Annotated in this window: 14 protein-coding genes; 12 read left to right on the top strand and 2 right to left on the bottom strand. The window is 66.4% G+C overall.

What is annotated here, in order from left to right; genetic code table 11:
• Window positions 1–71: 71 nt before the first annotated feature.
• The 10 genes from ACJH71_RS17195 to ACJH71_RS17150 all read left to right on the top strand — a co-directional run bounded on the left by ACJH71_RS17195 (window position 72) and on the right by ACJH71_RS17150 (window position 9,153).
• Window positions 72–1,043: a metallophosphoesterase family protein gene (locus ACJH71_RS17195; protein WP_406759229.1), complete on the top strand. Its 972-nt coding sequence runs from the start codon at window positions 72–74 to the stop codon at window positions 1,041–1,043.
• On the top strand, window positions 1,040–1,699 hold the full coding sequence (locus tag ACJH71_RS17190; protein ID WP_406759196.1) for a 4'-phosphopantetheinyl transferase: 660 nt from the start codon (window positions 1,040–1,042) through the stop codon (window positions 1,697–1,699). The genes ACJH71_RS17195 and ACJH71_RS17190 overlap by 4 nt, the downstream gene beginning before the upstream one ends.
• A complete protein-coding gene (truB, locus tag ACJH71_RS17185; protein WP_406759195.1) occupies window positions 1,696–2,586 on the top strand; it encodes a tRNA pseudouridine(55) synthase TruB in 891 nt (296 codons plus the stop codon). Before ACJH71_RS17190 ends, truB begins: the two co-directional genes overlap by 4 nt.
• A 7-nt stretch (window positions 2,587–2,593) precedes the next feature.
• Complete coding sequence (locus tag ACJH71_RS17180; RefSeq protein ID WP_406759194.1) at window positions 2,594–3,571, top strand: DUF2804 domain-containing protein; 978 nt, start codon at window positions 2,594–2,596, stop codon at window positions 3,569–3,571.
• Between the two features lie 107 nt (window positions 3,572–3,678).
• Window positions 3,679–4,314 carry a TetR/AcrR family transcriptional regulator gene (locus tag ACJH71_RS17175; protein ID WP_406759193.1) on the top strand — a complete coding sequence of 212 codons (636 nt, stop codon included), beginning with the start codon at window positions 3,679–3,681 and terminating at the stop codon, window positions 4,312–4,314.
• A 115-nt stretch (window positions 4,315–4,429) separates the two neighbouring features.
• Window positions 4,430–5,635: a lipid-transfer protein gene (locus tag ACJH71_RS17170; protein WP_406759228.1), complete on the top strand. Its 1,206-nt coding sequence runs from the start codon at window positions 4,430–4,432 to the stop codon at window positions 5,633–5,635.
• 26 nt (window positions 5,636–5,661) lie between these two features.
• The gene (locus ACJH71_RS17165) at window positions 5,662–6,102 is read left to right on the top strand and encodes an SRPBCC family protein (RefSeq protein WP_406759192.1); all 441 of its coding nucleotides are present in this window, start codon (window positions 5,662–5,664) and stop codon (window positions 6,100–6,102) included.
• Between the two features lies 1 nt (window position 6,103).
• A complete protein-coding gene (locus ACJH71_RS17160; RefSeq protein WP_406759191.1) occupies window positions 6,104–6,970 on the top strand; it encodes a MaoC/PaaZ C-terminal domain-containing protein in 867 nt (288 codons plus the stop codon).
• A 12-nt stretch (window positions 6,971–6,982) separates the two neighbouring features.
• Window positions 6,983–7,849 (top strand): SDR family oxidoreductase, encoded by an 867-nt coding sequence (locus ACJH71_RS17155; RefSeq protein WP_406759190.1) that lies wholly within the window; start codon window positions 6,983–6,985, stop codon window positions 7,847–7,849.
• Between the two features lie 50 nt (window positions 7,850–7,899).
• Window positions 7,900–9,153: an acyl-CoA dehydrogenase family protein gene (locus ACJH71_RS17150; protein WP_406759189.1), complete on the top strand. Its 1,254-nt coding sequence runs from the start codon at window positions 7,900–7,902 to the stop codon at window positions 9,151–9,153.
• Window positions 9,154–9,192: 39 nt separating this feature from the next.
• On the opposite strand, the gene ACJH71_RS17145 is transcribed toward ACJH71_RS17150, so the two are convergent.
• A complete protein-coding gene (locus ACJH71_RS17145) occupies window positions 9,193–9,624 on the bottom strand; it encodes an SRPBCC family protein (protein ID WP_406759188.1) in 432 nt (143 codons plus the stop codon).
• Between the two features lie 56 nt (window positions 9,625–9,680).
• Here ACJH71_RS17145 and ACJH71_RS17140 point away from each other — a divergent pair, with 56 nt between their 5' ends.
• Window positions 9,681–10,718 (top strand): helix-turn-helix domain-containing protein, encoded by a 1,038-nt coding sequence (locus ACJH71_RS17140; protein WP_406759187.1) that lies wholly within the window; start codon window positions 9,681–9,683, stop codon window positions 10,716–10,718.
• An 80-nt stretch (window positions 10,719–10,798) separates the two neighbouring features.
• Window positions 10,799–11,683, top strand: a complete 885-nt coding sequence (locus tag ACJH71_RS17135) for a metal-dependent hydrolase (protein WP_406759186.1) — start codon at window positions 10,799–10,801, stop codon at window positions 11,681–11,683.
• A gap of 3 nt (window positions 11,684–11,686) precedes the next feature.
• Here the strand turns inward: ACJH71_RS17135 and mntR are convergent, their stop codons facing one another.
• Window positions 11,687–12,376: a manganese-binding transcriptional regulator MntR gene (gene mntR / locus ACJH71_RS17130; RefSeq protein ID WP_308483539.1), complete on the bottom strand. Its 690-nt coding sequence runs from the start codon at window positions 12,374–12,376 to the stop codon at window positions 11,687–11,689.
• Window positions 12,377–12,383 lie beyond the last annotated feature (7 nt).

The following is a 12,383-nucleotide window of genomic DNA, read 5'->3' as shown; positions in this document are numbered from 1 at the left end:
TACAAGTTGTGGCGGCGGCCACTGCCCGGAAGGCGAGAACACGTTCTAATTCTGTGCCTCCATTAGGCTGGATCCCCGTGACCACCCACGAGCGCAGGGCTGCAGACGGCCCCACCCTGTGGGCGATCTCCGACTTGCACACCGGTCACCTGGGCAATAAGCCGATCACCGAGGCGCTGCATCCGGCCACCGGTGACGACTGGCTGATCGTCGCCGGTGACGTCGCGGAGCGCACCGACGAGATCCGCTGGGCGCTGGATCTGCTGCGCAAGCGGTTCGCCAAGGTGATCTGGGTCCCGGGGAATCACGAGCTGTGGACCACCAACAAGGACCCGATGCAGGTGTTCGGCCGCTCGCGCTACGACTATCTGGTCGACATGTGCGACCAGATGGGCGTCATCACGCCCGAGCACCCCTTTCCGGTCTGGACCGAGCAGGGTGGCCCGGCCACTATCGCGGGAATGTTCCTGCTCTACGACTACACGTTCCTTCCGGCCGGAGCGACGAGCAAGGCCGAGGGCCTGGCCATCGCGCGGGAGAACAACGTGGTGGCCACCGACGAGTTCCTGCTGTCGCCCGAGCCCTACGGCACCCGCGACGCATGGTGCCGCGATCGGGTCGCCGTCACCCGTAAGCGGCTCGAAGACCTCGACTGGATGACGCCGACCGTGCTGGTCAACCATTTCCCGATGGTGCGCCAGCCCTGCGACGCTTTGTTTTATCCAGAGTTCTCGCTGTGGTGCGGCACCGTCGAAACCGCCGACTGGCACACCCGCTACAACGCGACGTGTTCGGTCTATGGCCACCTGCACATCCCGCGGACCACGTTCTACGACGGTGTGCGCTTCGAAGAGGTGTCGGTGGGCTATCCCCGAGAGTGGCGCCGACGCCCGCCGCACCGGTGGCTGCGCCAGATACTGCCCGATCCGCAATACCCGCCCGGTTACCTCAACGAGTTCGGCGGCCACTTCGCCATCACCGACGAAATGCGCGAGGCCAGTGCGAAATTCGCCGAGCGGCTGCGCAAGCGGCAGGCGCGATGAGCAAGCTGCTGGACAGGGTGCTCGAAGGAGCGCCGGCGGACTCGCTGGCGTGGGCCGAACGCTACGACGATCCTCCGGGGTTGGCTCCGCTGCCCGAGGAAGAGCCGCTGGTGGCCCGTTCGGTTGCCAAGCGCCGCAACGAGTTCATCACCGCGCGTTACTGCGCTCGGCTGGCGTTGGAAGAGCTCGGTCAACCGCCGGTCCCGATCCTCAAGGGGGAGAAGGGCGAGCCCACGTGGCCCGACGGCGTTGTCGGCAGCCTGACGCACTGTGCGGGCTTCCGAGGGGCGGTGGTAGGCCGCAGCGGCGACGTGCGATCGGTGGGTATCGATGCCGAACCACACGACGTGCTGCCCGACGGTGTGCTCAAAGCCGTCAGCCTGCCGGTCGAACGTGACGAACTCGCAGCGCTGCCGCAAGACTGGCATTGGGACCGAATCCTGTTCTGCGCCAAAGAAGCCACCTACAAGGTGTGGTTTCCGCTGACCCGGCGGTGGTTGGGTTTCGAGGACGCCCACATCACCTTCGATCCCGACGGCAGCTTTCGCTCCCGCATCCTGATCGATCCCGCGGCGCTGTCCGGACCTCCGCTGACTGAGCTGCGCGGCCGATGGTCGGTGGCAGGCGGCCTGGTGCTGACGGCGATCGTGCTGTGAGCGCGCCGCCGCCGGCCGGTCTGGTGATCGTCGACAAGCCCGCCGGAATCACCAGCCACGACGTCGTTTCGCGGTGTCGAAGGTTCTTCGGGACCCGCAAGGTCGGCCACGCCGGCACGTTGGACCCGATGGCCACCGGGGTGCTGGTGGTCGGCATCGAGCGGGCCACCAAGATTCTGGGGTTGCTGACCGCGTCGCAGAAGTCCTACGCCGCCACCATCCGGTTGGGGCAGACCACCTCGACCGAGGACGCCGAGGGCGAGGTGCTGACCACGACTTCGGCGGCGCACATCACCGACGGTCAGATCGCCGCGGCGATCGCCGGACTGCGCGGCGACATCGAGCAGGTGCCCTCGGCGGTCAGCGCCATCAAGGTCGCCGGCAAGCGGTCCTATCAGTTGGCCCGGGAGGGCCGCGCCGTCGAGCTGCCGGCCCGGCCGGTGCGTATCGAGCGCTTCGAGTTGTTGGCGGTGCGGCGTGCCGATCCCTTCGTCGATCTGGACGTCGAGGTGGACTGTTCGGCGGGGACCTACATCCGGGCACTGGCCCGTGACGTCGGCAGCGAGCTGGGGGTGGGCGGTCATCTGACCGCGTTGCGGCGTACCCGGGCCGGCAGCTTCGGGCTGGATCAGGCTCGCACCCTCGACGAGGTGGGGGAGAGCCCGCAACTGAGCTACAGCTTGGATGACGCCTGCCTGCAGACCTTTCCGCGCCGGGACCTGGACGTCGAGGAGGCGCTCGACGTCAGCCACGGCCGGCCGTTGGTCCCGGCGGGCATCGACGGAATCTACGCGGCAACCGACGCCGATGGCCGGGTGATCGCACTATTGGAGGACTCGGGAAGGCGGACCAAATCGGTGGTCGTCATCCGGCCGGCGACGCTATAGTCCGCCGATGGCCACCGAGGAGCGCGAGATCACCGAGCCGGTCGATCTGTGCGATGCGGCCGGATTGCTGAACCCGGCCGCCGTCGGTTGGACCCGAACACCGCTGCACCGCTGCAACCTGCGTGGCTGGGGCCGCACCAAGCGGTGGGAGTACTGGTGCCTGACGACGCCCACCCACCTGATCGCGATCACCGTCGCCGACCTGGACTACCTCGGGGTGAGCAACGTCTTCCTCCTGGACTATTCCGGGCGGGAGCTCAGTCGCAGTTGTCTGCACCCGGGCGGGTGGGGGATCACGCTGCCGTCCAGCCTCGGCGACGGACCGGCCGCCGCCCGTGGCCTGGTCGCGATCGATCTCACCCCCGAGCCCGACGGCACGCGGATCCGGTTCTCCTGCAAGACCTCTGCCGGCCCGATGACCGGTGACCTGTTTGTGGCCCTGCCACCCGGACACGAGACGCTGGCGGTGGTGGTGCCGTGGAGCGAGACGAGATTCCAGTACACCGCCAAGCACACCGCGCGGCCGGCGTCGGGCACGGTGCAGGTCGGCGACGACGTATACGACTTCGCCGGCGGGTGGGGGGTGCTCGACCACGGGCGCGGTCGTTGGCCGGCCAACACCCTGTGGAACTGGGGCGCGGCCTCTGGGCGCACCGACGGCCGCACGGTCGGCCTGCAGCTCGGGGGCAAGTGGACTGCCGGCACGGCAAGCACCGAGAACGCGCTCTGCGTGGATGGCCGACTGACCAAGATCGGCGCCGAACTGGACTGGCACTACCCGGAATACGCCGGGCCCTGGACGATCCGCACGCCCGACTGTGACCAGGTGGAGCTGACGTTCACCCCGTTCCATCACCGGTCACCGTTGCCGGGGACCCATCAGTGCTTCGGGCACTACGACGGCCGGATCCGCACCGACGGCGGAGCGAGTATTGCCGTCAACGGCCTACTCGGCTGGGCCGAACAGGTGCACATGCTCTGGTGAGCAACCGCCGGGGATGGATACATGCCTACGAGAACGTATGTAAACGTATCCCTGCGAAGTTATGCTGACGCGCGAGTTATGGGCCGGAAACTGGTGGAGGTGGCGGGATGACTGCGAGCGGTAGTGCACCTGCGGTGCGACGCACCCAGGCCGAACGCAGTGCCGCGATGCGAACCCGCCTGCTCGACGCCACCATCGAATGCCTGGTGAGCTACGGCTACTCCGGCACCACCACGCCGCGTATCGCCGAACTGGCCGGCGTCACCCGGGGCGCCCAGATCCATCATTTCCGGTCGAAAGAGGACCTCGTCGTCGCCGCCGTCGAGCACCTGGCCCAGCAACGCACCCAGGCCGCCATTCGTGAACTCGGTCAGGTCCGGTCGATTCCGGACCCGGTAAAGATGGCCCTGGACTTTCTTTGGGAGGCCCATCAGGGGCCGATGTTCATTGCCACCGTGGAACTCTGGGTCGCCGCCCGCACCGATCGGGTCCTGGCGCAGCACATCGAACGGGTGGAAGGCGTCGTCAACGGGACCCTGGTCGCCGCGATCGCCCGGTTGATGCCCGGGCACCCGGCGCAGAAGGAGATACGCAACGTCGTCTACACCGCGATGGATGCGTTACGCGGCATCCTGGTGTCGAACTTCGTCGACGACGATGCGCAGCGCGCCCGGCGGCGCTGGGATCGCGCCTGCGTGCACCTGCGTCAGGTCGCGGCCGGCGTGCTGCCGCAATCCGACTGAATTCGCCGGCCGGCAACTCACCGCACCTTCGCTCGCAGGGGCCCTCTGCGCACCCTTGTAAAGATGCAATCAGGTCTGTATGTTTCTAGCCACTGGTCGGATGCGAAAGGGAACCATGGCGAACAAGGTGTATGTGATCGGCGTCGGGATGACGAAGTTCGAGAAGCCGGGCCGGCGGACCAACGACGACGGATCGGCATGGGACTACCCGGACATGGCCCGAGAATCCGGCACCAAGGCGCTGGCCGATGCCGGGATCGACTACCGCGAGGTGGAACAGGGCTACGTCGGTTACGTCTACGGCGAGTCGACCTCCGGCCAGCGGGCGCTGTATGAGTTGGGGCTGACCGGGATCCCGGTCGTCAACGTCAACAACAACTGTTCGACCGGGTCGACCGCGCTCTACCTGGCCGCCCAGGCGATCCGGGGCGGGCTGGCCGATTGCACCATCGCGCTGGGCTTCGAGAAGATGAAGCCGGGCTCGCTGGCGTCCACCTACGACGACCGCGCCCAGCCGATGGAAAAACACGTGCTCGCGCTCGCCGAGATCTCCGAGGTGCTGTTCCCGGTGGCGCCGTGGATGTTCGGTGCCGCCGGCCGTGAACACATCAAGCAACACGGTTCCACCGCCGAGCATTTCGCCAAGATCGGCTACAAGAACCACAAGCATTCGGTCAACAACCCCTACGCCCAGTTCCAGGACGAATACACCCTCGAGGACATCCTGGGGTCGCGGATGATCTACGACCCGCTGACCAAGCTCCAATGCTCGCCGACCTCGGACGGCTCTGGTGCGGCGATCCTGGCCAGCGAGGCGTTCGTCGACAAACATGGCCTGGCCGGTCGCGCGGTCGAAATCGTCGGGCAGGCGATGACCACCGACTTCGGCTCCACCTTCGACGGCAGCGCCAAGAACCTGATCGGCTATGACATGAACGTCCAAGCCGCGCAACGTGTTTACCAGCAGTCCGGCCTGGGGCCGGAAGACTTCCAGGTGATCGAGCTGCACGACTGCTTCTCGGCGAACGAGCTGCTGCTGTACGAAGCGCTGGGGCTCTGCGCCGAGGGTGATGCGCCCAGACTGATCGACGACGGCGACACCACCTACGGCGGGCGCTGGGTGGTCAACCCGTCCGGCGGCCTGATCTCCAAGGGGCATCCGCTGGGCGCCACCGGGTTGGCGCAGTGCTCCGAACTGACCTGGCAGCTCCGCGGTGACGCCGACAAGCGCCAGGTGCCGGGCGTCACCGCTGCGCTGCAACACAACATCGGCCTCGGCGGCGCCGCCGTGGTCACCGCCTACCAGCGCGCCGAGCGCTAACCATCGACAGCGCAGGAGAACACACCATGGGACACATCGAAGCCACCAAAAGCCTGGCCGTCAGCCCGAACGCGCTGTGGGACACCATCAGCGACCTGTCCGGCTGGGACAAATGGTTCACCATCCACGAGAAGTGGCTCACCGAGCCACCGGCCGCACTCACCGAAGGATCGGCGCTGACCGCCAAGATCGTCATGCTGGGGATGGCGAACAAGATCGAATGGACCGTCGAGAAGGTCGACGCCCCGACCAGCCTGACGTTGTCGGGGACCGGTATGGCGGGGGTGAAGTGCCGCTTTGACTTCACGGTCACTCCGGATGGGGACGGCTCCCAGTTCAGCGTGGCCGGCGACTTCGAAGGCGCGCTGATCAAGGGTGCGCTGGGTAAGGCGGTCGAGAAGGACGGCGCCAAGCAACTCGACAAGACCCTCGCGCAGCTCGAGGCGCTGGCGTCGGCGGCAGCCTGAGGTGGACGACGATCTGGCATTCGACGATGCCGGGCTGGACAAGTGGAGCGACGAGGACCGCTTCGAAGTCACCCGCGAGAGGATCGTCGAGTACGCCGAGGCGACCAACGATCCGATCTCCGCGCACCGCAGCGGCGACCTCGCACCGCCGGTGTTCGCGATCGTGCCGGTGTTCGAGTCACTGCTGGTGCCGGCCGTCGAGGTGGCACCGGTCGAGCTGATCCCGCGGGTGGTGCACGGCGAGCAGGACTTCTGGTTCCACCGGCCTATCCGACCGGGGGACAAGCTGGTCTCCCGCGGCAAGATGATCGGTTACGAAGGACTGGAGAAGGGCACCCGCGCGGCGATTCTGCTCGAATGCCGCACCGAGGACGGCGAGCTTGTCAACGAGCAATACGTGACCTGCTTTTTCCGTGGACACAATGCGGGCAAGCGGATCGGCGAACTGAGCCCCGGACACAAGTTCGACGACGCCCTGCGCGAGCAGGCGCCGATGGCCAAGGTCGTCCAGCACGTCGATGCCGACCAGACGTTCCGCTACGGGCCGGCCGCGGGTGATCCGATGCCGATCCACCTGGACGAGGAAGTCGCCCGCGACGCCGGACTGCCGGGGATCATCGCGCACGGCCTGTGCACCATGGCGTTCACGTCCTGGGCGGTGCTTACCGAGGTGGCCGGCTCGGATGTCAGCCGGCTTAGGCGGTTGGCGGTCCGGTTCTCCAAGATGGTGCTGCCCGGCGACGACCTGGAGACCCGGATCTGGACCAGCGGTCGCGGCGACGGCGCCACGACGTACGCATTCGAGACCGCGCGCGTAGGCGCCGGCGAAATGGCGATCACCGACGGCCTGGCCGTCATCGCCGACTGAAGGGGAAAATCAATGGGTGTGTTAGAAGGCCGTGTCGCCGTCATCACCGGCGCCGGGCGAGGGATCGGGCGGGAGCACGCGTTGCTGTTCGCCAGTGAGGGCGCCTGCGTCGTCGTGAACGACCTGGGTGGAAGCAATGCCGGCGAGGGTTCCGACTCCACCACCGCGCAGCAGGTCGTCGATGAGATCGTGGCGGCCGGCGGGCGAGCGGTGGCCAACACCGACAGCGTCTCCGATTGGAATGCCGCGAAAGGCCTTGTCCAGCAGGCCGTCGACGAGTTCGGCCGGTTGGATGTGTTGGTCAACAACGCCGGAATCCTGCGCGACGCATTCATTCCCGGCATGGAAGAGGCGCAGTGGGATGCCGTGGTCGCGGTCCACCTCAAAGGGCACTTCGCGATGCTGCACCACGCCGCGGCCTACTGGAAGGCGCAGTCCAAGGCAGGCGATCAGCCCAACGCCGCGGTCATCAACACCGCCTCGGGGTCCGGGGTCACCTTGCCCAACGCCGGGCAGGCGAACTACGGCGCGGCCAAGGCCGGGATCGCCGCACTGACCCTGATCGCCGCCGAGGAGCTGGACCGCTATGGGGTGCGGGTCAACGCCATCGCCCCCATCGCCCGTACCCGACTCACGCTGGCGACTCCCGGGATGGGCGCGCTGATGGCCGAGCCGGAGGACGGGGAGTTGGACCTGTTCAGCCCGGCCAACATCTCGCCGCTGGTGGCCTATCTGGCAACGGAGAAATGCCCGGTCACCGGCACGGTCTATGCGGTGCAGGGTGGGGCCATCTCGCGGCTGGCCGGCTGGCACGACACCGACACCATTGAAACCGACGGCATCTGGCAGATCGACGACATCGCGGCGAGGTTGCCATAGCCACCGGCGACGATGCAGAACGAAGTGATGCTGAGGAGACGGAGTAGACAATGATCGAGTGGTCCGACACCGACGAGCTGATCCGGGACAGCGTCCGAGAATTCATCGACCGGGAGGTTCGGCCGAACCTCGACGCACTGGAGAGCGGTGAACTGCCGCCGTATCCGATCCTGCGGAAGCTGTTCGCCGACTTCGGGATCGACGTGCTTGCGGCCGAAGCCATCAAAAGCCGACTGGAAAAGGCGCAGGCGCGGCAGACCGCCGAAGGCGGGGGAAAGCCGGCCGCGTCGTCGGAAGGCGGCTTCGGCGATCTGGGTGCTCAGGCCTCGATGGGATTGATCCTGGTCAGCGAACTCGCCGGCGTGAGCTTGGGATTGGTCGCCGCCGTGGGTGTCAGTCTCGGGCTGGGGGCTGCCACGATACTGTCGCGCGGCACGCTGGCTCAGCAGGAACGCTGGGTGCCGGAACTGGTCACCCTGGAAAAGATCGCCGCCTGGGCGATCACCGAGCCGGACGCGGGATCCGACGCGTTCGGCGGGATGAAGACCTATGTCCGGCGTGACGGTGACAACTACATCCTCAACGGGCAGAAGACGTTCATCACCAACGGCCCCTACGCCGACACCCTCATCGTCTACGCCAAGCTGGACGAACAGGACGGCACCGATCCACGCAACCGCAAGGTGCTCACCTTCGTCCTCGACGCCGGTATGCCGGGCCTGACCCAGGGCAAGCCGTTCAAGAAGATGGGCATGCACTCCTCGCCGACCGGTGAGTTGTTCTTCGACGACGTGCGGTTGGGGCGCGACCGGCTGCTGGGCGAGACCGAGGAGCACACCGGCGGCGACGGGCGTGACAGTGCCCGGGCCAACTTCGTCGCCGAACGGGTCGGGGTCGCCGCACTGGCGCTGGGAATCATCAACGAGTGCCATCGGCTCTGCGTCGACTACGCCAAGAGCCGCACCTTGTGGGGCCAGAACATCGGCCAATTCCAGCTGATCCAACTCAAGCTGGCCAAGATGGAGGTGGCCCGGATCAACGTGCAGAACATGGTGTTCCAGACGCTGGAGAAGGCCAAGCACGGCAAGATCCCGACGCTGGCCGAGGCGTCGGCGATCAAGCTGTACTCCTCGGAGGCGGCGACCGAGGTCGCGATGGAGGCGGTGCAGCTGTTCGGCGGCAACGGCTACATGACCGAGTACCGGGTGGAGCAGTTGGCTCGCGACGCGAAGTCGCTGATGATCTACGCCGGCAGCAACGAGGTTCAGGTCACCCACATCGCCAAGGGCCTGCTGAGCGGCTGAGGGGTGCTTCGACTGCCCTGGGTGCCGCCGGTTGACGCGTCAGCTGTAGAGCTGCTCGAATCGCTTGATCGATCCCTCGATGTCGCCCTTGACCGCGCGGGCGGCGGCCGCCCCGATCGGTCCGAACAGCGGCCGTCCGCCCAGGTCCATCCGCAGCAGGAACTTCGAACCCGTTGCGGCCGGGCTGATCGCCAATGTCAGTGCGTACTTGGTGCCGCCCACGCCGTCGCCGGTCAGTTCCAGCAGTGCTGGCGGGTCGAATTTGCGGACCGTCCAGGTGACTCGGTTGCGCATGCCCTTGGCTCCCGCCACCCCGACCAACGTGGTTCCGGCGGTGAGCTCGGCCGGGATTTCGCAACGCCAGCCCTGGTGCAGGGACAGCCAGTCGCCCAACTCGGCCAGATTCGACGCGTGGGCCCAGGCTTCGTCGGGAGGCAGCGACAGTTCACGGGACAACTCAAGCTTTGCCATCCGCAAAGCCTAGAGCGGACAGTGCATGCCGACACAAATTTGATAGATTCGGACATGTGTCGATCGGCGATGCCGCGCAGGCGGATTGGGACATTCCGCGGCCGGTGGCCACTTGTCGGCATCTTCTGGAGGCCGCCCGCCTACATGGCATCGATGCGGCAGACTGCCTTGCCGGCACCGGCGTCACGCTGACCGACATCGACGACAGCGCGAACGAGGTCCAAGCAGGGCAGGAACTCGCGATCCTGCGGAACATTCTTGGCCGCGTGAAAGATCCACACGAGTTCGCGCGTGACGTCGGTCTGCAGTACAACTTCGCCAACACCGGCGTGCTCGGCTATGCGCTGCTGGCAAGCCCGACCTTGGGCGATGCGGTCAACACGGCCTGTCGTTACGCGACGTTGTCGTCAACCTTTCTGCGGCTGAGTCGCCACGACACCCCCGACGGCGCAGTGCTCGAGTTCGACAACAGCGCCGTTCCCGCCGACGTCCGCAGCTTCATGCTCGAACGTGATCTGTTCGCGCTGACCAGCATGGTGCCGCTACTGATCGGCCAGCTGAGCTCGGATGCGCCGATCAAGGTCGAGCTGCCCGGAATTGACTTTCCCATCGAACGTCTTGAGTTCCCCTGGGTGACAATTGAAGTCGATCTGGCCGCGACACGCAGCGCGATCACCTTGCCGTTCGAACTGCTGGCGCTTCCGATGCCCGCGGCCGACACCGCCGCGGCGCAGGTATGTGCGAAGCAGTGCGAAGAGCTCTTGCAGACGCGTCGGAGCCGTCGCGGAATCGCCGCGCAAGTGCGCTCCCGGCTGGTCCGGGACCCCGGCGTGCTGCCGTCGATGGCGGTGATCGCCGACGAACTGTGCATCACCGAGCGCACACTGCATCGCCGCTTGGTCGGCGAGCACACCAGCTACCGCGCGCTGGTCGATGAGGTGCGGGTGACCCTTGCGCTAGCCATGCTCGAATCGGGCCTCACCGTCGAAGAAACGGCCCGTCAACTGGGGTATTCGGAGACGGCCGCCTTCAGTCGTGCCTTCATCCGTTGGGTCGGTACGCCGCCCAGCAAGCACCGGGGCCGCCGGCCCTGACGGCCAGCTGTCCGAAAACATCAAATTCTTGTCCGGCTCGCCCATTCCGCCGGCCGGCAGGCGGACCTAGCGTCGTTGCCATGACGAACGTGATGACATACCCGGCCGTCCGACGCCTGAACTTCGGGTTCGGTGAACAGCCCGACGGCAACCGGTATTTCGCCGACGGCAGCATCGTGTTCAGCCATCTGGTAGCCATCTTGTCGGCGATCTTCCCACCCGGCGAGGACATCTTCGTGCGCTCGGTGCGCCGCTACTCCGGCCAGCTTGCCGACCCCGAGTTGGCCAAGCGCGTCGCCGGCTTCATCGGGCAGGAGAAGACGCACGGACTGCAGCATCGTGAGCTCAATGAGCAGCTCTCGGCCATGGGATATCCCACCGCATGGTTCGAGTATCTGCTGAGCGGCACCGAGCGCATGGAGAAGTTCCTCGACAAGCAGTACCCCAGCCCGGACCGGCTGCCCCGCCTTCGCCACTTCTTCCTCGGATTCACAGTGGCTGCAGAACATTTCACCGCGGTGTGGGCGGAGAACATCCTCAAACGCCCGGCGGTCCAGGCGATGATGTATGACCCTGAGATCCGCAATCTGCTGAACTGGCATGCGCTCGAAGAGCTGGAGCACAAGTCGGTCGCGTTCGACGTGTACCGGGCGGTGGGCGTTCCGGAGTCGACGCGCATCCGATGGATGCGCTTCGCGCAGAACTGTGGAATCCCGATTCTGGTGCTGTTCTCCTGGCTCTCGATTGCCACCACCGATGTCGAGGGCCGCCGCCAACCGTTCCGGATCCTCAAGGAGACGGTGCAGATGCTGCGCAACCCGATGTGGCAGGGCTTCTACTCCGACATGCGGCCGTTCAAGCGGCGGGATTTTCATCCCGACCAGATCGACACCGCCGAACTCATCACCTACTGGCAGCAGGAACTCTTCGGGGCTGAAGGTCAGCTGGCCGGCCACGTGAAGTAGTGGCTAGACCACCCAGATCGCCTGGGCGGCAGGACTTCCCAGGTCGATAGTGACCTGCTCGCCGTCGGATCCTTCGACGCCCACCGAGATGATTCCGGCGAAGTCGCGGCGAGTCAGCACCCGTAAACGGGCGTCCAGGCTGATGCCCACTTGGGCGAAGTAGCGCAGCATCTCCGGATCGTTGTCGGAGATGCGTGCCACCGTGCCGGTCTCGCCGTCGGCGCATGCCCACAGTTGCCGGGCGGGGGGAGTGGGCACCTGCCCGTCCGGTGCCGGGATCGGGTCGCCGTGCGGGTCGCGCTGCGGGAAGCCCAGCTTGGCGTCGATGCGCGCGATCAGCCGGTCGGACACCGCGTGCTCGAGGACTTCGGCCTCGTCGTGCACCTCGTCCCAGCCATAGCCGAGTTCACACACCAGGAAGGTCTCGATCAGCCGGTGCCGGCGCACCATCGCCAACGCTGCCCGGCGCCCTTCATCGGTCAGCGTCACCGCACCGTACTTCTCATGGTCCACCAAGCCGGCGTCGGCGAGTTTGCGGATCGACTCCGAGGCGGTGCTGGCGGACACGCCGATCTTCTCCGCCAGCATCTTGGTGCTGACCTTGTCGGGTGACCATTCCTGGGCGGTCCAGATGACTTTCAGATAGTCCTGGGCGACGCTACTCAGCCCGTCCGACTGCTCCCAAGGGCTCACAACACGA

The organism is Mycobacterium sp. SMC-15 (genome assembly GCF_045310925.1).
Lineage (GTDB): Bacteria > Actinomycetota > Actinomycetes > Mycobacteriales > Mycobacteriaceae > Mycobacterium.
The sequence above is the reverse complement of the archived record's forward strand: the minus strand, read 5'-3'. Positions and strand labels throughout refer to the sequence as shown.

Coding starts and splice junctions, on each gene's coding strand:
- ACJH71_RS17190 (WP_406759196.1), top strand. CDS start 1,040: ATGAGCAAGCTGCTGGACAGGGTGCTCGAAGGAGCGCCGGCGGACTCG.
- ACJH71_RS17180 (WP_406759194.1), top strand. CDS start 2,594: ATGGCCACCGAGGAGCGCGAGATCACCGAGCCGGTCGATCTGTGCGAT.
- ACJH71_RS17175 (WP_406759193.1), top strand. CDS start 3,679: ATGACTGCGAGCGGTAGTGCACCTGCGGTGCGACGCACCCAGGCCGAA.
- ACJH71_RS17170 (WP_406759228.1), top strand. CDS start 4,430: ATGGCGAACAAGGTGTATGTGATCGGCGTCGGGATGACGAAGTTCGAG.
- ACJH71_RS17165 (WP_406759192.1), top strand. CDS start 5,662: ATGGGACACATCGAAGCCACCAAAAGCCTGGCCGTCAGCCCGAACGCG.
- ACJH71_RS17155 (WP_406759190.1), top strand. CDS start 6,983: ATGGGTGTGTTAGAAGGCCGTGTCGCCGTCATCACCGGCGCCGGGCGA.
- ACJH71_RS17150 (WP_406759189.1), top strand. CDS start 7,900: ATGATCGAGTGGTCCGACACCGACGAGCTGATCCGGGACAGCGTCCGA.
- ACJH71_RS17145 (WP_406759188.1), bottom strand. CDS start 9,624: ATGGCAAAGCTTGAGTTGTCCCGTGAACTGTCGCTGCCTCCCGACGAA.
- ACJH71_RS17135 (WP_406759186.1), top strand. CDS start 10,799: ATGACGAACGTGATGACATACCCGGCCGTCCGACGCCTGAACTTCGGG.